Annotated in this window: 20 protein-coding genes, 1 pseudogene and 1 riboswitch; of the genes and pseudogenes, 1 reads left to right on the top strand and 20 read right to left on the bottom strand. The window is 38.7% G+C overall.

The window, feature by feature from the left end; all coding sequences use genetic code 11:
• Positions 1 to 15: 15 nt before the first annotated feature.
• From sucA to rarD, 10 genes and pseudogenes are all read right to left on the bottom strand, one after another.
• Positions 16 to 2,859: a 2-oxoglutarate dehydrogenase E1 component gene (sucA, locus tag NSQ94_RS10675; protein ID WP_063389707.1), complete on the bottom strand. Its 2,844-nt coding sequence runs from the start codon at positions 2,857 to 2,859 to the stop codon at positions 16 to 18.
• A gap of 250 nt (positions 2,860 to 3,109) precedes the next feature.
• On the bottom strand, positions 3,110 to 5,026 hold the full coding sequence (locus NSQ94_RS10680; protein ID WP_327873862.1) for a hypothetical protein: 1,917 nt from the start codon (positions 5,024 to 5,026) through the stop codon (positions 3,110 to 3,112).
• 10 nt (positions 5,027 to 5,036) lie between these two features.
• Entirely contained in the window at positions 5,037 to 5,942 is a 906-nt protein-coding gene (locus NSQ94_RS10685) for a MoxR family ATPase (RefSeq protein WP_339229031.1), read from the bottom strand.
• Between the two features lie 808 nt (positions 5,943 to 6,750).
• The gene (locus NSQ94_RS10690) at positions 6,751 to 8,217 is read right to left on the bottom strand and encodes an amino acid permease (protein WP_066250317.1); all 1,467 of its coding nucleotides are present in this window, start codon (positions 8,215 to 8,217) and stop codon (positions 6,751 to 6,753) included.
• A 119-nt stretch (positions 8,218 to 8,336) separates the two neighbouring features.
• Positions 8,337 to 8,640, bottom strand: a pseudogene (locus tag NSQ94_RS10695) (group II intron maturase-specific domain-containing protein); the annotation flags it as partial.
• Positions 8,641 to 8,778: 138 nt separating this feature from the next.
• Positions 8,779 to 8,971, bottom strand: a riboswitch (Lysine riboswitch).
• Between the two features lie 975 nt (positions 8,972 to 9,946).
• Positions 9,947 to 11,029, bottom strand: coding sequence for a peptidoglycan endopeptidase (locus NSQ94_RS10700; RefSeq protein WP_144596990.1), 1,083 nt, complete (start codon positions 11,027 to 11,029; stop codon positions 9,947 to 9,949).
• A gap of 183 nt (positions 11,030 to 11,212) precedes the next feature.
• On the bottom strand, positions 11,213 to 11,881 hold the full coding sequence (bshB2, locus tag NSQ94_RS10705) for a bacillithiol biosynthesis deacetylase BshB2 (RefSeq protein ID WP_063389702.1): 669 nt from the start codon (positions 11,879 to 11,881) through the stop codon (positions 11,213 to 11,215).
• A gap of 17 nt (positions 11,882 to 11,898) precedes the next feature.
• Positions 11,899 to 12,246 carry a YojF family protein gene (locus NSQ94_RS10710; protein WP_063389701.1) on the bottom strand — a complete coding sequence of 116 codons (348 nt, stop codon included), beginning with the start codon at positions 12,244 to 12,246 and terminating at the stop codon, positions 11,899 to 11,901.
• A 14-nt stretch (positions 12,247 to 12,260) separates the two neighbouring features.
• Entirely contained in the window at positions 12,261 to 12,527 is a 267-nt protein-coding gene (locus tag NSQ94_RS10715; RefSeq protein ID WP_063389700.1) for a hypothetical protein, read from the bottom strand.
• A gap of 34 nt (positions 12,528 to 12,561) precedes the next feature.
• On the bottom strand, positions 12,562 to 13,461 hold the full coding sequence (rarD, locus tag NSQ94_RS10720) for an EamA family transporter RarD (RefSeq protein WP_327847905.1): 900 nt from the start codon (positions 13,459 to 13,461) through the stop codon (positions 12,562 to 12,564).
• Positions 13,462 to 13,599: 138 nt separating this feature from the next.
• Here rarD and NSQ94_RS10725 point away from each other — a divergent pair, with 138 nt between their 5' ends.
• A complete protein-coding gene (locus NSQ94_RS10725; protein ID WP_339229033.1) occupies positions 13,600 to 14,013 on the top strand; it encodes an Hsp20/alpha crystallin family protein in 414 nt (137 codons plus the stop codon).
• Positions 14,014 to 14,549: 536 nt separating this feature from the next.
• On the opposite strand, the gene NSQ94_RS10730 is transcribed toward NSQ94_RS10725, so the two are convergent.
• The 10 genes from NSQ94_RS10730 to NSQ94_RS10775 form a co-directional block, all read right to left on the bottom strand.
• Positions 14,550 to 15,893 (bottom strand): S41 family peptidase, encoded by a 1,344-nt coding sequence (locus NSQ94_RS10730; RefSeq protein WP_339230738.1) that lies wholly within the window; start codon positions 15,891 to 15,893, stop codon positions 14,550 to 14,552.
• Positions 15,894 to 16,118: 225 nt separating this feature from the next.
• Positions 16,119 to 16,958 carry a M15 family metallopeptidase gene (locus NSQ94_RS10735; RefSeq protein WP_339229035.1) on the bottom strand — a complete coding sequence of 280 codons (840 nt, stop codon included), beginning with the start codon at positions 16,956 to 16,958 and terminating at the stop codon, positions 16,119 to 16,121.
• Positions 16,959 to 17,182: 224 nt separating this feature from the next.
• Positions 17,183 to 17,887 carry a purine-nucleoside phosphorylase gene (gene deoD / locus NSQ94_RS10740; RefSeq protein ID WP_063389694.1) on the bottom strand — a complete coding sequence of 235 codons (705 nt, stop codon included), beginning with the start codon at positions 17,885 to 17,887 and terminating at the stop codon, positions 17,183 to 17,185.
• Between the two features lie 97 nt (positions 17,888 to 17,984).
• Positions 17,985 to 18,293, bottom strand: coding sequence for a YodL domain-containing protein (locus NSQ94_RS10745; protein ID WP_063389740.1), 309 nt, complete (start codon positions 18,291 to 18,293; stop codon positions 17,985 to 17,987).
• Between the two features lie 79 nt (positions 18,294 to 18,372).
• Positions 18,373 to 18,975: a phosphatase PAP2 family protein gene (locus NSQ94_RS10750; protein WP_063389693.1), complete on the bottom strand. Its 603-nt coding sequence runs from the start codon at positions 18,973 to 18,975 to the stop codon at positions 18,373 to 18,375.
• Between the two features lie 1,050 nt (positions 18,976 to 20,025).
• Positions 20,026 to 20,796, bottom strand: coding sequence for a sporulation protein (locus NSQ94_RS10755; protein ID WP_063389692.1), 771 nt, complete (start codon positions 20,794 to 20,796; stop codon positions 20,026 to 20,028).
• Positions 20,797 to 21,609, bottom strand: a complete 813-nt coding sequence (locus NSQ94_RS10760) for a protein kinase (protein WP_339229038.1) — start codon at positions 21,607 to 21,609, stop codon at positions 20,797 to 20,799.
• Positions 21,609 to 21,797, bottom strand: a complete 189-nt coding sequence (locus NSQ94_RS10765; protein WP_063389690.1) for a hypothetical protein — start codon at positions 21,795 to 21,797, stop codon at positions 21,609 to 21,611. The genes NSQ94_RS10760 and NSQ94_RS10765 overlap by 1 nt, the downstream gene beginning before the upstream one ends.
• A gap of 176 nt (positions 21,798 to 21,973) precedes the next feature.
• The gene (locus tag NSQ94_RS10770; RefSeq protein ID WP_339229040.1) at positions 21,974 to 22,588 is read right to left on the bottom strand and encodes a hypothetical protein; all 615 of its coding nucleotides are present in this window, start codon (positions 22,586 to 22,588) and stop codon (positions 21,974 to 21,976) included.
• 148 nt (positions 22,589 to 22,736) lie between these two features.
• Positions 22,737 to 22,964, bottom strand: a complete 228-nt coding sequence (locus tag NSQ94_RS10775) for a YozE family protein (RefSeq protein WP_066250287.1) — start codon at positions 22,962 to 22,964, stop codon at positions 22,737 to 22,739.
• Positions 22,965 to 23,067 lie beyond the last annotated feature (103 nt).

A 23,067-nucleotide genomic window follows, 5' to 3' on the forward strand; every position in this document is an offset into this window, starting at 1 on the left:
TTTTAAATTTCCTCCTCATTCATTCCATGTAAGCGCTTCTGTTATGATTCGGCTCTGCTCTTTTTTGTGAATTGTCGGGTCTCCTTCTGCAGGGCTTGACCGTCTTGGACGTCCAATATATTTAACAGCGAGCTTATCACCCACAATAGATTTTAATTGCGGATATGTGAAAATCCACGATCCCATATTCTTCGGCTCTTCTTGCACCCAGACGATTTCCTGCAAGTTAGGGTATCTTTCTATAATCTCTTTAATTTCTTCTTCAGGGAACGGATAAATTTCCTCCACCCGTACAATATGAAGAAAATCTTTTTGATCTAATTTTTGCAGACCATTCGCCAATTCTATCGATATTTTGCCAGTGCACAAAATTAAACGTTTTACTTTTTCTTTATTTTGACCTAAACCAGGCTGCTCAATAACCGGTTGAAATTGACCTTCAGTCAGCTCTGTAACGTCGGAAACCGTATTTGGATTACGCAGCAAGCTTTTTGGCGTCATAATGATGAGCGGACGCACTTCTTCTTTTGTTAAAATCGCTGCTTGTCTTCTTAGCAAATGAAAATATTGAGCAGCAGTCGTTACATTTGCCACCGTCCAATTGTTTTCTGCAGCAAGGGTCAAGTACCGTTCCAAACGCCCGCTGGAATGTTCCGGTCCCTGGCCTTCATATCCATGCGGCAGCAACATGACGAGTCCAGATTTTTGTCCCCATTTTGCCCTGCCGGCTGAAATAAATTGATCGAATATGACTTGTGCAACGTTTGCAAAATCACCGAATTGTGCTTCCCAAATGACAAGCGTTTCCGGAGAAAATACGTTATATCCGTATTCAAATCCCAATACAGAAACTTCAGACAACGGGCTGTTATGAATCGCAAACGATGCTTGAACATCCGACAAACGATGCAGCGGCGAGAAGGTTTTGCCTGTTTTCACATCGTGCAAGACTAAATGTCTATGAGCAAAAGTCCCGCGTTCCGAATCTTGTCCAGTAATTCTAAGCGGAGTTCCATCTCTCAAGATTGTCGCAAAAGCGAACGCTTCTGCAAGCGACCAATCTACTTTTCTTTCTTCTTCATATACTTTTGCCCTGCGTTCTAGAATTTTTTGCAATTTATTAAAAACGGTGAATCCTTCTGGGAAAGTAATTAATTCCTTGTTAATTTTGTCAAGGACATCCACCGGCACAGTCGTGTCGATTTTGGGCAGACCATGGCTGACCGTTTCTGGAATATGAATTTCCTCTTCTTGGTGTTCGTTTTTTGGAACTTTATCGTATGCTTTTTTCAGCCGATCCTGCACTTCTTGTTCAAACTTTCTTGCGTCTTCTAAGGAAATAATTCCATCGCTTTCAAGCTGTTTAGCATATAATTTGCAAATTGTTTCATGTTTCTTAATTTTTTCATAAAGCAACGGATTTGTCGCCATCGGCTCATCCATTTCGTTATGCCCGTAACGGCGGTATCCGATTAAATCAATTAAGAAATCTTTATGGAATTTATTGCGATACAAAATGGCAATATAAACAGCTGCCAAACATGCTTCTGGATCATCCGCATTCACATGAACGATCGGAATTTCGAAGCCCTTGGCTAGGTCGCTGGCATATTTTGTTGATCGAGAATCATGGCTTTCCGTCGTAAATCCAATCATATTATTGGCGATAATGTGGATTGTTCCTCCGGTTTTGTAACCGTTTAACTGACTAAGGTTAAGAGTCTCTGCCACGACTCCCTCGCCAGGGAATGCTGCATCGCCGTGAATCAGCACAGCCATGGATTTGTGAATATCTTGTTCAGGATATCCGCGCACATTACGATTATCTTGGGCTGCACGTGTATACCCTTCCACAATCGGATCCACAAACTCTAGATGGCTAGGGTTGTTCGCTAGCGTGAGCCGTGCACGAACAACATTATGATCTTTAATTTTTCTGTCCGCACCTAAATGATATTTCACATCTCCGGTCCAGCCGTAGTTGATTCCGATTGAACCTTCAGACGGAACCAATTCTTTGTTCGGTGCATGCTGGAACTCAGAGAAAATAAGCTCAAATGGCTTTCCTAACACATGAGCCAACACGCTTAGTCGGCCCCGATGCGCCATTCCGATGTTTATATTTGTCGTTCCGCTTTTCACAGCTTCAGAAATCAGCTCATCAAGCATCGGAACGAGCATATCAACACCTTCAATGGAGAATCTCTTTTGGCCGACAAATGTTTTATGGAGAAAAGATTCAAATCCTTCAACTTCTGTTAATCGCTTCAAAAGAGAAATGCGTTTCTCTTTTGAAAGAGTTTTGAAAATTTTCCCAGATTCCACCATTTCGTTGAGCCATTCATGCTCTTCAAAATTGTGGACATGCTGAAATTCAAATGCAATCGATTTTGAATAAACATCTTTTAAATATTGGATCGCTTCGTACCCGTTGTGTACATGATCAGGAGTATACGGACTCAACAATTTGGCCGGTATTTCAATTAAGTCCTCTTTCGTCAGACCGTATCTTGATTCATTCAAAACATCTTCTTCGTTATGTTTTATCCCCATAGGATAAATAGAAGCATCCAAATGTCCAAATGTCCGAATATCCTCTGCAAACCTTACAGCAGCTGCTACTTTTTGCAGCTTTTCAAACGTATAAGACAAATTTCTGCTTACAGTGGATGAGGAGTTTACATAAGATTGTTCAGTTAGAGCCTCAGGAGCCCCCCAAGCATCAAACATGTTTCTTAATTCTTCATCAACAGAATTCGGATCTTCTAAATATTGTTCATATAAGTCCATGACATACCCTAAATTAGGTCCGTGAAAATCACGCCATGCGATTTTTAAATTTGACGAAGTTTCTTCCATTTTCTTAAAAACCCCCAATGATCACTAATCATTAGAATTCTTCTGCTTTGTTTCCCCACAAAAAATTTTTTTAAATTCTCATCACCATCCCACAAGAAGCAAGCTATATTTTTTTAAATAACCGCTTCCACCGCTATTTTAACACTATTCATCAGATTGACCAATAGTATTTACTTAAAAATTAGCATCTTTATATAATAATTTTCTTGATTTTTTGAATACATGTTGTATTCTGCCATGTTTTGGCGGTTTATTCGATTGTTTTTTGCAGCAATTTTTTCAAAAGCGGGAACAAGACGTCCGGGAGTTCTGTGATATTTTGCACCATGATGCTGTGTTTTCCATAAATCGTTTTCATTACCTTTCTTTTGCTTTCTTCAACTGCTCCGGCGGATAAAAATATGTTCAGCACCTCTATACCGTGCTTTCGAGCATTCATTACGGCTTCATGTGTATCGACAATTCCGTTTTGATCATATCCGTAGGCAGCAGGCTCACCGTCTGAAAAAACAAGAAGAAATTTTTGCTTCTCTTTTCTTGCAAGCAGTTCGTTTGTCATATGCCGGATCGCAAAACCGTCGCGGTTATCTTCTTCAGGCAAAAGCTGCATGATTTCTGGTCCTGAGCTGGAGCTAAGTGAAGTTTCGAAGTTGATTACTTTTTTGAAATAGTTCGGCTGGTTGTTTTCTGTACTGTTTGCCGAGTCTTCCCAAAAACCGACAATTTGATGTGGAACCCGAACGGACTTTAACGTTTCATGAAACAAAATGATGCCTCGTTTTGTTTCTTCCATTTTGTCGTGCATGGATGCAGAGCAGTCGACGAGCAGTGTAAACACCCCGTCAAGATCATTCGCAGGATTCCTTTTTTTGAAAAAAAGCTTCGGGTTTTCATCCGTCCATAGACGCAACAGCTTTTTATTCAATCTGCCGAAATGTTCATCTTGTTTTGGATATGTCTTTTTATGTTCAAGCGTTTTTTGAATGATTCGCTGCAAACGTTTTTTGTACACGATCAATTGCTGCAATTCCTTTTCATACGCAGATTTTTCTGCTTCCTTTGGCATGTTTGCCGTCAGGAAATATGCTTTTGCATGCTTGTTTTCCTTCCCGAGTTGTTGTTGTATTTCTTGCTCTACTTCTTTTTGCAGCTTTTCATCAGCATTTACTTCGTCATAATAATTGTTTTGAGTCTGTCTAGCTGAACCTTCCACAATCACAAGCGCCTGATCTCCCGTCTCAGTTTGCCTTGCATGTTCATCTATTAAATTCGTTTGCGTTCCTTGTTCTAAATCAAATTGCAAAAAGCTTTTCGTCGGTGTGGATGTTTCACGATGCCATATGGCCATTTTTTCATCATGAAGATCTTCATCGCCCTTTTTTACATTATCCAGTGCATCCTGATTTTGAAGCCGGTCTTTTCGTTTCATGTCGTCAAAAGTCAAGGTATGGAGATCTTTTTCCGATAAATCAGGCAAAATGAAATAAGTATGGATCAAATCTTTTTTCAACACTTCATCCAACAGCCCCATCGTCTTCAGGACAATATCGGAAACTTCTTTCGTGCTATTTGCATCGTATACGTTCATCACTTGTTCCTTCACGAAAGGCAGCAGTTCATCTATTTGGACGCTTATTTCTGGTACATTCAAAACAGGTGATGTGGCCGTAGCCATTTCATACAGGGCCGCAAAGAGCGCATCGGTTGCAAATCCCCGATCAAGGCTTGCTTTCAGCTGATCACGGTAATATTTTTTATAAATATTCAGCCGCTTGCGGAAATAGCGCTTTGTCCCGGGACGATCGCGTTTAACCAGTTCTTCAATCCGGACATCTTCAAGCAGCATCAACAGCTGTTTTGCAAATTTTTGATGATGTAATGTCCGAACGAGATCATGAAATGCAGCAATTTGATGAAAATCCGTATAATAATAGCTGCCAATTGCGCGCAAATAAATGTCTGATTTAAATCCTGCAAGCTTGTCTTCTTCCGCACGATCGTTCCAAAAATGGCTGATATAAATTTTTTGTTCTGCTGGATGAAAGTAAGACTGAACGGCAAAAGCGATATCGATATCTCTTCGTTTTGTCAATGTTTGCGCTAAATCGGACAGCTCCATCATTAACATTGAATCTATGATTTCATCATTAAATTTTATATAATGCATCGGATTTCCCTCACTCAAAAACGGTTTCTGCAATGTTCATGATCGCTCTTTTTTCCAGCTCATCATCCAATTTTGCTGCAATGGCCCGTTCAATCGCTCTTAAAGGGGGCAAATAAACCGACAAATCGCAGGCATCGATCAAAGCCCGGATGGAAGCTGCTTCTTCCGAAACCTTCCCGATTTTTACTTGTGTAATAATGTCGCTGGATAATGTGAGAAACTTTTCTATCAGCTTTTCATCTTTTAAAGAAGACTGCTCAGTGAGCACTTGTTTTAACTTTTCATTTTGTACATATGGAACATCAATCACGACGAATCGGTTTTTCAACGCTTCGTTTAACGGAACCGTCCCTACATACCCTTCGTTAATAGCTGCGATGACACCAAATCCCTCTTTCGCCGCCACAACCTCTTGTGTAAATGGATTCGTGATCCGCCTCCGGTAATCTAGCACCCCATTTAAAATTGGCAATGTCTCAGGTTTCGCCATATTGATTTCATCTATATATAAAAAATGCCCTTTTTTCATCGCCTGAATAACAGGTCCTTCGACAAACTCAATGGCTGTTTGATTGCTGGAATTGACAATCGTTTTATATCCAAGCAATGCTTCGGCATCAAGATCAACTGAACAGTTAATGCTGTGCATCGGCTGAGAAAAAAATGATGACAGCTTTTCAGCAAGTTTCGTTTTCCCAGCACCGGTCGGTCCTTTTAACAAAACATTTTTTCCAAGGGCCAATGCCACCAGCGCATCATACAAAATGACTGGATCGTCAGACAAAAAACCGCCTTGTCCAATTAATCTTTGATCTTGATCAGAATGCACCCGCTTTTTGCGAGATTCAATTACATTTATTATTTCTTTTGGCAAATGAAGCTCTAAAGACGTCATAAAAATTTCCTTTCTAATCATCACGTTCTTTTTTATATTGTTTCACTACATAACTATATCATATCCTTTTTTAACACATTAATTTTTAAGATTCTTTTGAATTTAAAATATTATAATTTTTACAGACAGCACAAACCATAGACGTGGTTTGTACTACTGGGATTGTCCAGAAAGTCAAAATGCATCAAATCAGAAAATCATAAGCATGAATATATCAACGTTTTAAAAAAAGTTAAAGGGGCGTCTATAAGCCCAAAAATCGACTTATTAGACAGCCCCCTATAAATCAATAAATTATATAGAAATTTATTTATATTGAACTCAACTTTCGCATACCAGTAGCTTAGTTAAAATTATATATATAGATCTTGTAATTCAAATGTATCATTTAACATTTTGGCAACATTAAGAAAAGACACCTATTTTCAGACCGTCGAAAAACGGTCCAAGCTACATATCCATACAGATGTTAACATGTCAAGTTACATCTATATAGGGAGGAATGGATTCAATCCAATCGTTTTCTATCTTACCAAATGAAAGACTCCTTTCCGCCATTCCCCCATCTCTGGATGTTGGGAGCTCTGAACAGACAATCTTAATTATCGGAATAAAAAGAACAAATCATTTGATGGAAAAGATGAAGCTTTCCCTTTAACTGATGAATGCCGCTCCGTATCAAGAAAGAGCGGCTTTTCTGATTGGACCATCATTCGTTTACACTTGTCCTGCACCATACGAGCGTTTTCGTCGTTGTGATGGCATACAAAATCCGTTGAACACCGAACGTGCAGATTTTGGATACTAATGCGTCTTTTCAAGCGGCTTTTTAGTCTAATTCACATTCATCGAGAGGAACGACCTTTGTCTTTTTCACGATTTTATAGCCAAACCAAACTGCTAAAAACAATGGCAATCCAATGTAAGAAACGAGAATACCGTACCAGTCGATTGATTCTCCCATGAAGGCCCTGTAGTTCTGTCCCAAAATGACGACCGCGCAAAGTACCAGAGCAAACAGCGGTCCGAATGGAAACCATTTTGCTTTGTAAGGAAGATCACGGAGATCTCTCCCTTGCGCAACATACGCTTTGCGGAAACGATAGTGACTGATTGCAATGCCAAGCCATGCAATGAACCCCGACATACCAGAAGCATTTAATAACCATACATAGACGATCCCATCCCCAAAAAACGAAGCCAAGAAAGCAAGTGTTCCTAATGAAGCAGTAACCAGCAATGCATTAACAGGGACTCCCCGGCGATTCAACTTAGCCAGAAATTTTGGCGCTTTCCCCTCTTTTGCTAGCCCCCAAAGCATCCGAGTAGACGCATACATACCAGAGTTTCCAGCTGATAAAACCGCTGTTAAAATGACAGCATTCATAACGGATGCAGCGAACGCAATGCCAGCTTTGTCAAAAACGAGAGTAAACGGGCTGACCGTAACATCGCTATTCGCTAGATTTTCATTCGTATATGGAATAAGAAGTCCGATTGCTAAAATAGCCAATATATAAAATAGCAAAATGCGCCAAAATACTTGCCGAATGGCGCGAGGAATGTTACGTTTCGGATCCTCGCTTTCACCTGCTGCAACTCCAAGCAGCTCTGTTCCTTGGAAAGAAAAACCCGCCGCCATAAAAATGCCGAGAGTCGCCATGAAACCACCATGGAATGGAGCGTCGCCGATGGTGAAGTTTTTAAATCCAACCGCTTCACCACCCATAATACCTACAATTATTAAAAAGCTGACAATAAGAAAAATAATGACTGTTACTACTTTAATGAGCGAAAACCAATATTCTGCTTCGCCAAATCCTTTTACGGATAAATAATTAAGCAGAAACATAACCACTAAGCATAAAGCGCTCCATAAAAGTGAAGGACTATCAGGAAACCAAAATTTCATAATTATAGTCACAGCAGAGAGCTCTGCGGCAATCGTAATGGCCCAGTTGTACCAGTAATTCCATCCTAGAGCAAATCCGAGCGCAGGATCGACAAACTTAGTTGCATACGTACTAAACGTTCCAGTAACTGGCATATAAGCTGCCATTTCTGCAAGACTGGTCATCAAAAAATACACCATTATACCAATTGCAATATACGCTACCAGCGCTCCGCCCGGCCCAGCAGTATGAATTGCTCCACCGCTGGCTAAAAACAATCCAGTGCCAATCGTCCCACCAAGAGAAATCATCGTTAAATGCCTTGTTTTTAGCTTGCGTCGAAGCTGGTTAGGCGAAGAATGGGCGGTCGTAGCTGTTTCCTTCTTTTTAATAACGCTTTCCATTGTTTTCATCGCTCCTTTTTTCTTTGTCATGGAAAGGAGCCGGGTGATAATCGAGTAGGAGTGGGTGACTAACCCCCGACCTCTCACACCACCGTACGTACCGTTCAGTATACGGCGGTTCAATTAAGATGACGCAGAAATTGATATCTTTCGAATAGACTTCTTAACCCTTGTCGACTCCAGTAGGAGTTGTCGAGGGTTTTGTGTAGAATGGGACTGCAGGCAATCCGACAGTATTTCTTGCGTATTACCCCACTCGAATGGCTTATGCGTTGGAACACTTAATCCTCTGAGTTTCCGAATTCTTGTTTTCAGCGTTTTCCACTCTTTCCATAAACACATTCGAAGTCTTCGCCTGATCCATTCGCCAAATTCTTTGAACTTACTTGGCGTACCTGCCAAGGCAAAATAGCCGCACCATCCTCTTGCGTTAAGCTAACTGCTCTTCTGCCTTTGCAGCTCGGGACTTTCACCCTAGAGATTACACCCATGCTGGGCGCACCAAAAAAGCCGCCGAAGGTGATTCGGCGGCAATACAAACATTACCCGTATCAACCCTTCCGTGAAGATAGCGCTCCACGGCTGCTTTTCTTCAGGCAAACCGTGACAGTGCTGCCCCTGTTCGGTGGCAACCCCAGTCCGCACATCCAGAGAAATGTGCGAACTTCGGCGGCTTTCCCTTTCCAGCGAAGTCTTCAATGTTCTCTGCATCTCGTTCGCAGTACTCATAAAAGCCGCAACCTCTACCTCATCGGGTGAATGAGGATGCTATTTATTTAATTCCATAATGATTATAAAACAATTTTTGTGCAAAAACAATATCTATTTACACCTCGATTGAGACAAGATTTTTTCGTATAGAATTTTTTAAAATCTAACCATTGCTTTCAAGGGATGATCAATCGGTCTACCAGATGATTGTTGTAGATAGAAGACATGGTTTCTCGTGATGACTTCGATCTTTTGTTTAGAAATGATTTTAAATATGGTTCTTACGAAATTTTTTATGAAAACGAGTAAGGGTTGAAAACAAGTTTATATTTGTTATTTCGCAATAGTTATCACAATCGATAAAGTACCTGTTTCTCTAACAAAAATAATCCAGTCGTCCGCAAGTCACTCGTTTTATTATTTGTAAGCGATTGATTTGACCCTCAAGCAGACCGATGTTTTAGGGGGAAGTAAAGCATTCTTTACAGCTTGGATATCACTTCTCAGCCTAAAAGCATAATAATAAAATGGTGTTGGGATCATTTCGCCCTCCCTCTATAAACTTTAATTTTCTTCAAAATTCTCACGTTTTCTTTAAATTTCACTAACTTCCAATAGCTTCTTCACCTCATGTTAGTAGATATTAATTGAATATATTTACATGGTAGAGTCCGTCCCACCGAACAGATTTACAATATCTGTAATATCCTGTATGACCGTGCTCCTAATCAATACCTATAGCACCTCCTTCAGATCAACAGAGTATGCCTTATTTTCTAAAATTATTCCATATCATTTGCTGAATTCGTTGCAAAATATAAATTTTTATATACAATTGTATTTCTTGTCAATAATGCCGGAAAATTTTTAACAACCCTAAATTTCATACATATACAAAATCTCCAGTAAGATGGATGTATCAGCAAATTAGACGATTCTATCATTCTTCCGATTAAAAAAGCAATCAGCCAACAAACGGCTGATTGCTTCATGTTTCTCATTCTCGCAAAATATAATTTTAAAAATAAGATCTGGCTCCTAAATATCGATCGTTCCAATATTTTTGGTTTAAATTCGATATTTGCACGCCACTTGATCCGGCATGAATGAAATCTCCATTTCCAAGATAGATTCCCATATGGGAAGGACCTTCTTTATATGTTGAAAAATATACAAAATCTCCGACATCTGGTGAACTTACTGGTTTCATCATGTTCCAATAACCGGCTGTACTTAACCGAGAAACGGATGTCACTTTGTTTAATACATAGTAAACAAATCCGCTGCAGTCAAAACCAGATGGCGTATTTCCGCCCCATCTGTACGGAACTCCAACTAATTTTTTGGCTTCTTGAATCATAACTAAAACTTTGCCGTTTTGAGTAGATGAATCAGAATTCGTTTTTGTACCGGAATTCACTTGACGTGCACTATCAGCTGAAGAGCCTGACAGCTTCAATACTTGGCCGGGATAAATAACGTCAGATGAAAGGTTATTCGCAGCTTTTAATTGATTGACGGTTAATTTAAATTTTACAGCAATTTTCCATAGAGAGTCGCCTTTTTGGACGGTATATGTATTTTGTGAACTTGCTTTATTTGAAGTTTGTGAGGTTTGTTTGGGCGCCTGCACCTGTTCTTTGGCGCTAACCTTTTCGCTAGATACAGCTTGGCTGGATCCAGATAGTTTTAACACTTGGCCAGGATAAATTAAATCGCTGGTTAATCCGTTCAGCCTTTTTAATTCGCTGACAGACGTTCCGTTGTTTTTGGCAATGCCCCATAACGTATCGCCTTTTTTCACTGTGTATGTCGAACCAGTTTGTTTAGGAGCCGCCTCTGTTTTATTATTAGCAGTTACTTTCGCTTTCGGAGAAGACGATGCTTCTGTAGGAATATTTAAAACCTGACCTATGTATATTGTATCGCTTGTAAGTCCATTTGCTTCTTTTAACTTTACAACAGTAGTATTATATCTTTGCGAGATTCCCCAAAGAGTATCCCCGGCTTCTACTCGAATCGTTTCAGCGGAAGCGACTCCTGCGAAAACCGAAGATCCAAGAACCGCGGATGTCGTTAATCCCAACACTTTTTTCTTCATACAGCCTTTCCTCCTCATATGAGACATCCTATGTTCGTTTATCGTACAATAAAATTTCTTACTTATTATATCGACAACTTTCTTCATATTTTACTATATTATAAGATAAAATTCATCATTTTTTCAAAAAAGAGGATGATAGACCTGTATTGTAAATATTTTCAAAGCAGCCTATTCGATCGTTTATTTTTCATCATCAAATGGGTAAATCCAGAACGTTTCTTTATGAAAAAATTGTTGAAATTGAGGGAGGTCTTTTCCTCCTTCTTCTATTTTTTCTACGATGGAATACGTTTGCGATCGATGAGCCTTCAATGCCTGTATTTTTATATCTGCAACTTCAGATATATCGATTTCTACATCCGGCTCGCCTATATGTTCAAATCGATCGTTTGAAAAAGCTATGCAATAAACGGTTGGACGCTCCTCCCTTTTCAAGCGTTTCACCGCACGAATAACCGCCTCACCACAAGCGTTGTGATCTGGATGAACAGCATAACCAGGATAAAATGTGACAAGAAGGGTCGGTTTGACTTCCCGGATGATCTGTTCAAAGTGGTCTGCCAATTTTTCTTCATCTTCAAATTCCAATGTTTTATCCCGATAGCCGAGCATTCGTAAATCGTTTATATTTAAAATTTTTGCGACCTGCTCCAATTCTTTTTTTCGAATATCTTTTAATGTCTCCCTATTGGCGATTAAAGGCTTTCCCATGCTGCGGCCCATTTCGCCTAAAGTGCAGCAAGCATACGTGACAGGTACGTTTGCTTTCCGTTTTAAAGCGATCAGTCCTGCTGCTCCGAACGATTCATCGTCGGGATGAGGCAGGATCACTAATAACCTCTCTTCCATTTATTCCTCTCTCCTTTTTAAGAAAATGGAGTTTCACTAATTTGTAATGCAATGGCAAGCTTTCCATCTCGATCGTGGCCGGCCATGAGCAGGCGATTTTGTTCATCAACGGTATAATCGGTAAGACCTTCAGCATACACCCAGCCTTCCTCTGTTTTTAATCCGACACGGTATGGTCCTGTTCCTTTTATTTTACCTTGTGAAAATGTAATTTTTGCATTTCGGACAAACGCGACAATAGTCATGCTGTTTTGATTGTGGTGTGAAGTATAAGCACCGGTTGTCGTTTCAAGATGAATATACACCTCTTTATGTAAAAAAGAATCAATGATTTTTTGAACCCTTATCGGATCAATCGGTTTCAAAGCTTCCACCTTCTTTATTTTGTTAAGATTTTCTCATACATCTCCATATGCTTGCTGATTAATTCAAGCTTCTCTTCCGGTGAAATGTCGGCTGCTATAATGCGTTTCAGCGCATCTAGTAATTTTTTATCTGGACTTTTTCTTACTCTAGGGTGAGTCATTTCATCGAGGAGTTCTTTTTTAATCGCCTCTTCCAACGTTTTTTTCTCATCTGACCCTACTGAAAGAGTTCGGTTTGACCAAAGTTTTCTGTATGCATGAAGAAGTTCGTTATCATTCACATTTATTCACCTCGAGGAACCTGCTTGCATGAGGTTACTTTGAGATTCTAGTCTTCCATATCGTTTTGAAAGAAGGTTCACTCATTGTAAAAATGATGATGCCTGTCCAAATGCAAACAAAGGTGATCAATTCTACAACAGTAAACGGCTCGTGGTAAAGAAAAACGCCGAGAAAAAAAGTGATCGTTGGCGCAATATATTGCAAGACTCCGAGAAAATACATCGGAATTTTAGGCGTACCTTTCGCAAACAGCAATAAAGGGATCGCCGTAATGACGCCTGTTCCCATTAGAAGAAAGTTGGTCGATGCATCCCATTCAAAAAAAACACTGCTTCCTAACGATTCTAAGTATAGCACATAAATGATTCCAATTGGAAACACAACAAACGTTTCAAGCGCCAGACCAAAAGCAGAATCTAATTTTATCACTTTTTTAGCCAGTCCATAAAACCCGAATGTACTCGCAAGAATAAGCGATGTCCACGGGACATGGCCATAATGGACAGTTGATATGAGCACTCCGAAAGCCGCAAACAAAAACGCGGTCTGCTGCCCTTTGTTTAGTTTTTCATGCAAAAAGATCATTCCTAATAGTACGCTCACCAATGGATTTATGTAATAACCAAGACTTGTCTCAAGTACACGGTCATGATTCACCGCCCAAATATAAACAAACCAATTGGCGCTGATCAAGAAGGATGAAAGAGCCAACGTTAACAAAATCTTGGGTGATTTAATGATTTTGGTGCACTCATATAAAAAATCAGCAAATCGTTTTTGGAACAAAAGCAACAGTAACACAAAAACAAAAGACCATATGATTCGATGAGCCAAAATTTCCTCAGATGACACATGATCTAATACTTTCCAATAAATAGGGAATATCCCCCATAAAATATAAGATAGACTAATATACATGATTCCTGATCTCATGCTAGATCATCTTCCTTCCCATATCACACATTATATTCTGTTTCGATCGCTTTTTCCAAGAAATTGTTTTGAACGATCTTTCCGCAGCAGTCATATATTACAATGTAACAATTAGGGTCGAAGAGGGATGTGTGAGCAATGAATCTTTGGAAAAACATGAATGCCGGACAGGTTGAACAATATATTCAGGAAGTAATGAAGCAAGCGTTTGGTTCACACTATACGGAGCAATTCCCATTCACCAGTCCTTTTCCTATTATGAATCATAAAGAAGCTCCTCCTTCACCTGAATTTTATGAGACAGATGAATTTATCTATATTAAACTTCCGATGAATGATGATTTAAAAAAAATGATAAAAATCCAACATAACCAACACCATTTGCATCTTATGAATTATCCGGAAAAAAATCAACAAAAAAAATTTGTATTTCCTGCACCTGTGAAAAGAAAAGGGACAAAAGCCGTTTTTTCTGACGGAATTCTTGAAATTAAATTCGTGAAATTAAAAGATCATCATTATACGGAAATTGATCTTTTCCCATCTGAGTAAAATGAGGCCGGTTTTGTTAACCAGCCTCCACTCATCCAATTTTCGTATGGATAAACTCCGCACTGCCAAAAGGGATCTTCAACATATTCCTGAAACTGAAGATGAAATGCAGACAAATCCGATTCCGCATTTTGCTTTAATCCCTTTTCTTAACACCATTCAAAAATATCGAAGCGAACGTTCGCCGCATTATATGAAAGCTCAACAAAAATGAAATGAAAATGGCAGAACGATAGGGAGGTCTATGATTATTAAATTTTTTAAAATGAAATGAAAAGTGGAGAAGGTAGGCAAGAATTTAAAAGCAAAATATTTGTCACTTGCCCTTTTTTATTTGCGATCTCTTTACATATATTTGGATGCCTTAGTTGTATTAGCAATCATTCCCTCTTGCTTCATCGTATAGAAAAAATCAGTTAAGTAAAGCTTTTGCAACAGGACTTTCCCTAAATAAAGTCCTTTCAATGTCAACAATATGCTTGAACAAATCTGAAAATAAAGAAGGCGGCCGGAAGACCAAGCCGCTGCTGTCAATTTTATTCCATCTTCGATTTCAATACTTCAATTGCTTTTTTCATTTGGGTATCATTTTTTTCAATTTTTTCTCTTACTAAATCCATCAGTTTGATTGTCGTATCTTGTGAGATTTTGCCCGTTTGTTTTAATTGATGGTCTCTTTGGAAAGCAACAACAGTATTTTTTAATGCTTTATCAAAATATCCGTCCACATCTGTTTTATAGCCTAAAGCTTGAAGCATTTTCTCAGCTGTTTTCACTTCTGTTGAAACGTCGCCTTCCTGCAACGTTTTTTCCGGATTTAAATATGGTAAATGAGCATATTCAGGCAAAGTCACTTTATATTGAGGTTCTATTCCTTTTTCGTGAATCCATTTGCCTGAAGGTGTCAGCCATTTGGCAATCGTATATTTCATCGACGAACCGTCTTCAAACGTTTTAGCGCTTTGAACGGTTCCTTTTCCGAACGTTTTTTCTCCTACAATCGGAATTCCCTCCGATTCGTTCAAAGCCGCGGCCATAATTTCGGCTGCGCTGGCTGTTCCATTATCTGTGATGACTACGACCGGAACATCAACGATTGGTTGATTTTCCGCTTTATAAATATCCTTTGATCCGTCTTTTGCTTCAACTTGCAAAATCTTTTTGCCTTTATCAACAAACATATTTGACATCGTTATGGCTTGGTCCATCAATCCCCCAGGATTTTGTCTTAAATCGAGGACAATTCCTTTTACTTTTTTCTCCTTCAGCTCTGTCAATACATCTGCCAATTCTTTTCCAGTGTTCTCGGAAAATTTTGTGATTTGTATTTTTCCAATTTTATTTTCTACTACTTCACTATAAACTGTTTCAATCGGAATCGTATCTCTTGTAATCGTAAAGGTCAGCGTGCCGACGCCATCCCGTTCAATTTCAAGGCTTACTTTCGTTCCTTTTTCGCCACGAATAAGAGATACCGCTTCATTCACAGACATTCCTTCAACACTTTTATTGTCAACTTTTAAAATTTTATCTCTCGGCTTCAACCCTGCTTTCTCGGCAGGCGAGCCTTTTATCGGTGAGACGATCATGATATAGCCGTTCGTCTCTGTTACTTCTGCACCGATTCCTTCAAAGCTTGAAGATATATTTTCTTCAAATCCTTCTGATTCTTTCAAATCCATATATGACGTATACGGGTCGTCGAGAGATTCTACCATCCCTTTGACAGCACCTTCTACCAATTTTTCATCATCTATTTTTTTATAATATTCTTGCTTTAACGTATCATATGCTGAATAAAGCTTCTCAAAACTATCATTTTCTTTTTCAGATGCTGACGTAAAATTGAGTAATGTGAGCGTAAAACCGCAAGTTATTATGACCGTCAGTACAATAGCGATGAAAAAATTTCGTTTTTTAATATACAACACAACTCCCCCTTTAATCCATCCATTCCATTATGTCCGACAATTACAATATCGTCAAACAGTCTATGTGTTTCTGTCGGCAAAGAAATGACAAGTCAAAACGTTAAATCAACGCTCTTTCATCCTTCATCTCTTGTTTATGAAAAAATCAATCCCGCATCAGCGGGAGAGCTTCGGTTAAATTTTCTTTACTTTTTGGAAATATTCTTCAAGTGTTAAATTATTTTCATATATGACTTTTGCAGCTTTCTTTCCGACGTAGCGAATATGCCAAGGCTCGTACTTATATTTTGTGATCGCTTCTTTCCCTTTCGGATAGCGGATAATATAGCCAAATTTATGGGCGTTTTGTTGAAGCCATTTACCTTCCTTCGTTTCCCCAAATTTTTCAGTAATTTGAAAATCTACACTTTCACTCGTCACATCAATGGATAACCCTGTCTGATGTTCACTTTGACCAGGCTTTGCTACTGCTTGAACTGCTTTTTGCTCCCCTTTTTGTTTTTTTTCTGCTTCAAACAGCTCAACCTGCCGCTCGTACGAACGAAAGCCTGAGGCTCCGAAAAGAATCACGCCGTCTTTTTTCGCAGCTAGAAAAAGCTGTTCAAGTGCCGCAGCTGCTTCCTTACGCAAATAACGCTTCGGAACTTCCTCGTCCCCGAATGAAAACGGTATGTTTGGCACTGTCAAATCATTTGGTTTATAGTCGACAGGAAGGAAAAAATCTTTATTGACAAGAACTAAAATATTGTCAGGATTTTGAATAACGGGTTGACCGTTAACCGTTTGTACGACATTAAAATATTGCTCCTCAAGCAAAAACTCCGGATCAATTTCTTCTGTTTGGACGGTTTTTTCCGTTGTTTGGACGAGTTCTTTGTTTTCTACTGTTTTTGCTTGCGGTTCATTCTCTTTAACATAGTCGCTTCCATGAAAAAAAGGAAGCTTATCAAATGGCATTGAGCATCCGGCAAGCATCAAAGCTGCAAGAATCGTGACTGCGATGATTTTATGCATAAAAATTCCCACCTTGTATAATCTCTCACTCCTATTTTAACACTTGTCCAAACAGAAGAAAAACGGTTCTTACATTATAACTTATCATAACGTTCAATAAAAGAAAGGAGCAGATGACGATCTTTCAAAAACTAAAATGTAATAAATGGAGCTAAGCCGTTTCCTTCAATTTTTGTGAACATGTTTTTAAAAATAAAAAGCGGCATGACGCCGCACATGCCGTGTTATTCCTGTATAGCAGCTTCAAGAGCGATTTCAACCATTTCGTTAAAGGTCGATTCCCTTTCGGCAGCAGATGTTTCTTCCCCAGTCAGGACATGGTCGCTGACCGTTAAAACAGATAATGCTCTTCTGCCGAATTTCGCAGCAAGTGTATAAAGAGCAGCCGTTTCCATTTCAAGTGCCAAAATTCCGTATTCAGCCCATTTTTCGTGCTCCGCTTGATCATTATAGAATAAATCCGTCGTGAACACGCTTCCGACTTTGACGTCGATTCCTTTTGATACTGCAGCATCATAAGCTTTTTTCAACAAATCAAAATTAGCGGTAGGCGCATAATCAACAGAGCCAAACGTTATGCGGTTCATTTGGGAATTCGTTGATGCGCTCATAGCTAAAATGCAGTCTCTGATGCGGACGTCTTTTTGAATGGAACCGCAGGAGCCAACGCGAATAAGCGTTTGCACATCGTACTCTTGCATGAGTTCATGAATGTAAATCGAAATCGATGGAACCCCCATTCCTGTTCCTTGGACAGAGATGCGCTTTCCTTTGTAAGTTCCGGTAAAACCGTACATTCCTCGAACTTTGTTGTAGCATACAGCATTTTCCAAAAAAGTTTCCGCAATATATTTGGCCCGAAGGGGATCACCGGGAAGCAATATTTTGTCAGCAATCTCGTCTTTTTTCGCACCAATATGAATGCTCATGTTATCAAGCCCCTTCATTTAAAATAATTGAAGTAATATTATCATAACATAGCAGATTTTTCATGAGAATCCGTGCAGCATATTTTGCATCCTCCAATCACCGGACGTGAATGCGGTGAATTTTTTTCCACCCGCCGGTCACTAATTTATAATACTTTGTTCCATTTTTTCCTTCATCAATAAAAACAATGTCTCCTGTCCAAATATAACGTCCGTTATAATCCGGAGGGATCGCTTCCGAAATATTAAATTTCCGAAAAATTTTTTTGAGCACTTCCTGATGATTTTTTGCACGGACAGTTAAGCGGTATACGGGCCGATACCCTTTTTTCTCCCCGATGTTTGGTGTTTGAAAGATCGTCACATCATAATCGGTCGATGGATTAGACAATTTAAGAAGATTCAGTGCCAACCTTGTCCCCTCCAAATACAATTTTCCAAACTTATTTGCTGTCAATGGAGGGAATTCCTGCTGCGAATGTCAACTACTTTTGTCGAACCTTTTCTGATATTGTCAAGATAAACATAAGCCAGCACAATCCAACCGCAAATCCCGCCAAAACATCTGTTAAATAGTGAACTCCCAAATAAATTCTGCTTAATCCAATCAACAGACATAAAATACTGGAAACAGCAAAAACGACCCGCTTTCCTTTTTTTATGCGGGTGCTGATTAAATAAGCGATCAAACCGTAGACAGCTGTTGAATTCATCGTATGACCGCTTGGAAAACTGTAGCCGGAAATATCGGTCAGTCGATCAAAATCAGGGCGCTCTCTTTTCACCATTTCTTTTATCATTTCATTCATCCAACGAACTCCGTATAAATTTATGTAAAGAATAATGAACGTGATCCATTTTTTTCGAAATATATAATAAATACTTATGAAAATAGTGACAGGGAGAAGAATATGATATGAACCAATTTCTGTAAAAAAGAACATAATGGAAGTGAATGGATCATTTCGAACCCCTTCGATTGATTGAACAATTGTATCGTCAACATGGCGAACTGTCTCATTTTTAATCGCAAAGGAACTCGTTATTAAATAAAAAAGCAGGATGAAAAATATATATGTTTTATTCATCTAAGGCAGCGAAGATATGCCACTTTTTAGCGAAAGTGGGAAAGGTAATCGCTTTTTCCTCCCTTCGTTTCGTTGTATTTCTTAGTATAGTAAAAAATAGGAAAAACGCAAATCGTTTAAAACGTCTTATTCTTTTTATCGCTGATATTCGAAACAATTTTTGCTGAAACCTATGATAGAATGATAGTTGGGGAGGTGGTGGAAAACAGTGGATAAAAAAATACATCCATTCATACTATTAAATTTGTTGATCAATTCGATCGTGTTGGGGATGTTTGCTTATGACAATTACAGCGAACATAATATAGGTTATAGCATCACTTTTACAGTCTTATGTCATATAGGTTATAGCATCACTTTTACAGTCTTATGTATATTTTTTGTTTTCTTAACTATTTATGGGTTCATGAACAATAGTAAAATTAACCGAGCAAAGCAATAAAAGAATGATGCTTCTTTTTGATGTTAAATAGTAGTGATGGCCGCCTTTTAATAAGGTGGAGGAGAATTTCCTTTGCGTGCTGCTGGTATTTTCTTATTCAAGTTAAGAAGTTTACTGTTGCCGCGCATTGATAAATCCGTTCATTCATCTTTTCAAGAGAGTGTGTGAACTGGATACATTTCCTTCCGTCTTTATATACATAGAGAGCTTTGATTTTTAAGTTCTTCATCGCCATAAATTTTTGATAGCTGGCTTCTATTTCTGAGCAGCAAAAGCAGAGGGGTGACGATATGTGCTGCCCAACACCCCTTCCATTTTCGCAGCCTTAATGCGCCCTCTTCCTCCCATTTTGGGTTGGTCCGATTTTATCGCGGCCACAATAAATTTAGCTAGTTAAAAATGCCGCGTAATTTGACTGCACAGCTACTTTGACAGCTTTTCTAAACGGAATAGTCTTCTCCGTTGTCGCTAATATGAGAGCTTTGTTATACACCGACTTACGCCATAACCGACTGATTCTATTCCCCGTCGGATTTTATGACAACAGCCTTTTAAATTGGACATGATTGAAAAATTTTCATACAAAAAAACTAGGCTCTCCTTGTTTATCAGCTATATTGGCGAATGATATTGATAAGCTTGCTATCAAGATTCGGCACGTCCTGCCTGCTTACACGAACTCGAACGTAGCTTTCATCCAAATCTAGCGCTTCGGCGAGAAACCCGGAAAGTCCTCTTGCTCTTCGATCAATTTCCATAATCATTTCAATATCGTGTTCGCCTATCGAATAGAAAACAATTTCAAGCTCCTTTAAACGGCCTCTAAATGGACCGGAAGTCGGATAAAATTCAAACTCTTGAATGAACGGTAGCCTTTTTCTTAAACGATATGGCGCTGCTTCATTTTCAACTTGAAGGAGCTTAAATCCGATTCGGTTTATACTGTTTAATACTTCCTTCATTAAGCCGCCGGGAACAACGTCGATATAGTCCGTATCTTTCGGATCGATCGCTCCTTTAATATCCAATCCGGTATGAATCCATACTTTGGATGCTCCGATAGTAATTGGAGTATCAAGCGGAAGCTGAAATGAAAACGGAATTTCTTTCGTTTCATTCGGCAGTATGACGAAAGGTTTATTGATTTGTATTTTAGCGATTTCTGCTTGCCTCTTCTCTCTACGATCATCTACTTCTTTTATATAATGCGTAAGAACGGACAAGTAAATTTCGTCAATTTTTTGTTCAACGTTTCCTCCATTAATGACAACAATGCCTTTCACCTCTTCGCCAGGATAGAACGTTGAGGAGGTAAGCTTCGTATCTACTTTTGCCGCTCCAATCCCAATGCCCGCGAAAATTTTATTAAATAGAGACATTTATTCTCCCCCTATTTCGGAATTTTTCTGAATATCCTCTAGAATCTCCTCTGCTGATCTGTATGAACCATCCATTCCAAACAGCTTTTTTATAATATTCTTTGATTCTACGGAAATATCTAGCTCCTCTTCCCAACTTTTTTCTTTTTTTCCCTTTTGATCAAATGATGAATAAAGCAAAAACAATACGAAATGCCCCAGCGCATAAAAATCCGTCTGAAAGCTAATTTTACGCATCCTTTGCTTTTCCGGCTCCCATTTATGAAAACTCTCCTCTTCTTCATCTGTAATCAAACGGGACAAGCCAAAATCAATGATGGAAATACTGTCGTTGTAAAGAAGAATGTTCGGTATTCTTAAATCACGGTGGACAACGTTTTGATCATGTATATACTGGACAACTTCGAGAATTTTTGTTAAATAATGAAAAGCATCTTTTTCGGAATATTTTTTTCCAAATTGAAAGATTAATTGCTCAAATGTTAGCCCTTCTTTGTATTCCATGACAAGATATTGATGGCTACCATCATTGATTTCAGCGTATAAAGCTGGAACGGCAGGATGACTTAATTTTTGCAATATTTCCCTTTCTTTTTGAAAAGGCCGTTCACCCGTTGTTTTTCTTCGCTTTCGGAGCTGCTTCAAAACGACTTTTTGATGTGTGGACAAATCTTCTGCAAGATACGTGATTCCGTAGCTCCCTACTCCTAAAAATTTTTGGACTACGTATCGATCAATAACAGATCCTGGTTTATGCAGCCGCTCACCCCAAAGCGGAAACGGCTTCCAAAACTTTTTCCAAACTTCCATCATCAGCTGCTATACGAACCGGAAAAGAATCCAAACCCAGAGCGATGTTTTCTTTTATAATAATGATGGCCGTAAGAAGTTGGATCATGTTTGTATTTTGACTTAGGATAATGCTTTTTGTGGTAGTGGCTGCTGCTGGAATAATGGTAAGGGCGATGGCCTAAAAACGATTTGATGAATTTTCTCAACATACACCTTTTCCCTCCTTCTTGTATTACTTGTTTTTACGAAAAAAATCTGCATTGGTTTCAGTTTAAAAAATTTTTTGAATAAAAAGATTGGAAGACCTGGTAATCTTCCATTCCTCTATTTCTATTACTTGTCATCCATTGCAGTTTTTTCATTAGAAAATTTTTCAAAAAAAAGATCATGGTAAGCGGCTCATTTTTTTCAAATATTGAATGACAACGTCCATCATTTCCTTATATTTTTTATCACCAAATAAATCGTAAAGACCTTTGTAATCATTATACAGATCAAGGAGGGAATCAATGATCTCCTGCTGCATAGGCTTTGTTTTCTTTTCGTTTTTTTGGCTGTTCATCGGAGCAGAAGCATTTTTCTGTGCGTCCATCCCAGCAATATGTCGGATAATATGAATATTTTGCAAATGTTGATCTGCTTCTTTTTTCGAAACGGCCAGCTTTAATTCATCCGCAGATGATTCCAACCATTCCCCGTCGCGCACCCGCACTAATTCATAAATAACTTCCTCCCACGCATCGTCTTTATATCTCCACAATTCCGTCCGGTACCCGACAATTTTGAAAATTTCATCACCGTAGCCTTTCACATAAACAAGATCTCCAATTCCAAACATCAGTTCCACTTCAACCGTTTCTGACTCAAACACAGTCCCATCATATTCTGATAAAAACTGTAATGAATGTTCAAAATATAAAATTTCACTGTAATTGATTTCATATAAAAACTCTTCGTCCATCGTATGGATGTTTGTAATCGTCCCCAAAGTACCGTACAAAGTAATAACGACTTGATCGCCAATATTGAACTTCGGTTTTTTTCTTTTCAGTATGAAGGCACCCCCTTTAATGCCATCACTCTTTCGATTATCACATTATATGCATCAACAACTTTTTTGAGTTGGGCGGACTATTTTGAAGGCTCAGTCAATGTTTTTGTTCAATCAATTGAACATATTTTTCCCAAGCTTCATCAAAAACAGACATGTTTTCCAAATATGATCCATTTAATTCCAAGTAAGTGCTGAGTTCATCATAATCAGTTGAATTTTTCGGAAAGCTGTGGTCAAGATAAGCATCGTTTGCAAACTTGCTGATTTTGTCCTTCGGTTTAGGATGTCTGAACGTCATCAAATAATGATAAAAAGAACTCATATTTCCACCTTCCTAAAAAATTTGCTTGTTTCATTATAACGTTTTGATAAATTTTCGAAAATAAAAAAACCGCCTTTTTATGGAGCGGTTTTAAAGAGAAAAA

It is taken from the genome of Aeribacillus sp. FSL K6-2833, assembly GCF_037965815.1.
GTDB classification, from domain to species: domain Bacteria; phylum Bacillota; class Bacilli; order Bacillales; family Aeribacillaceae; genus Aeribacillus; species Aeribacillus composti.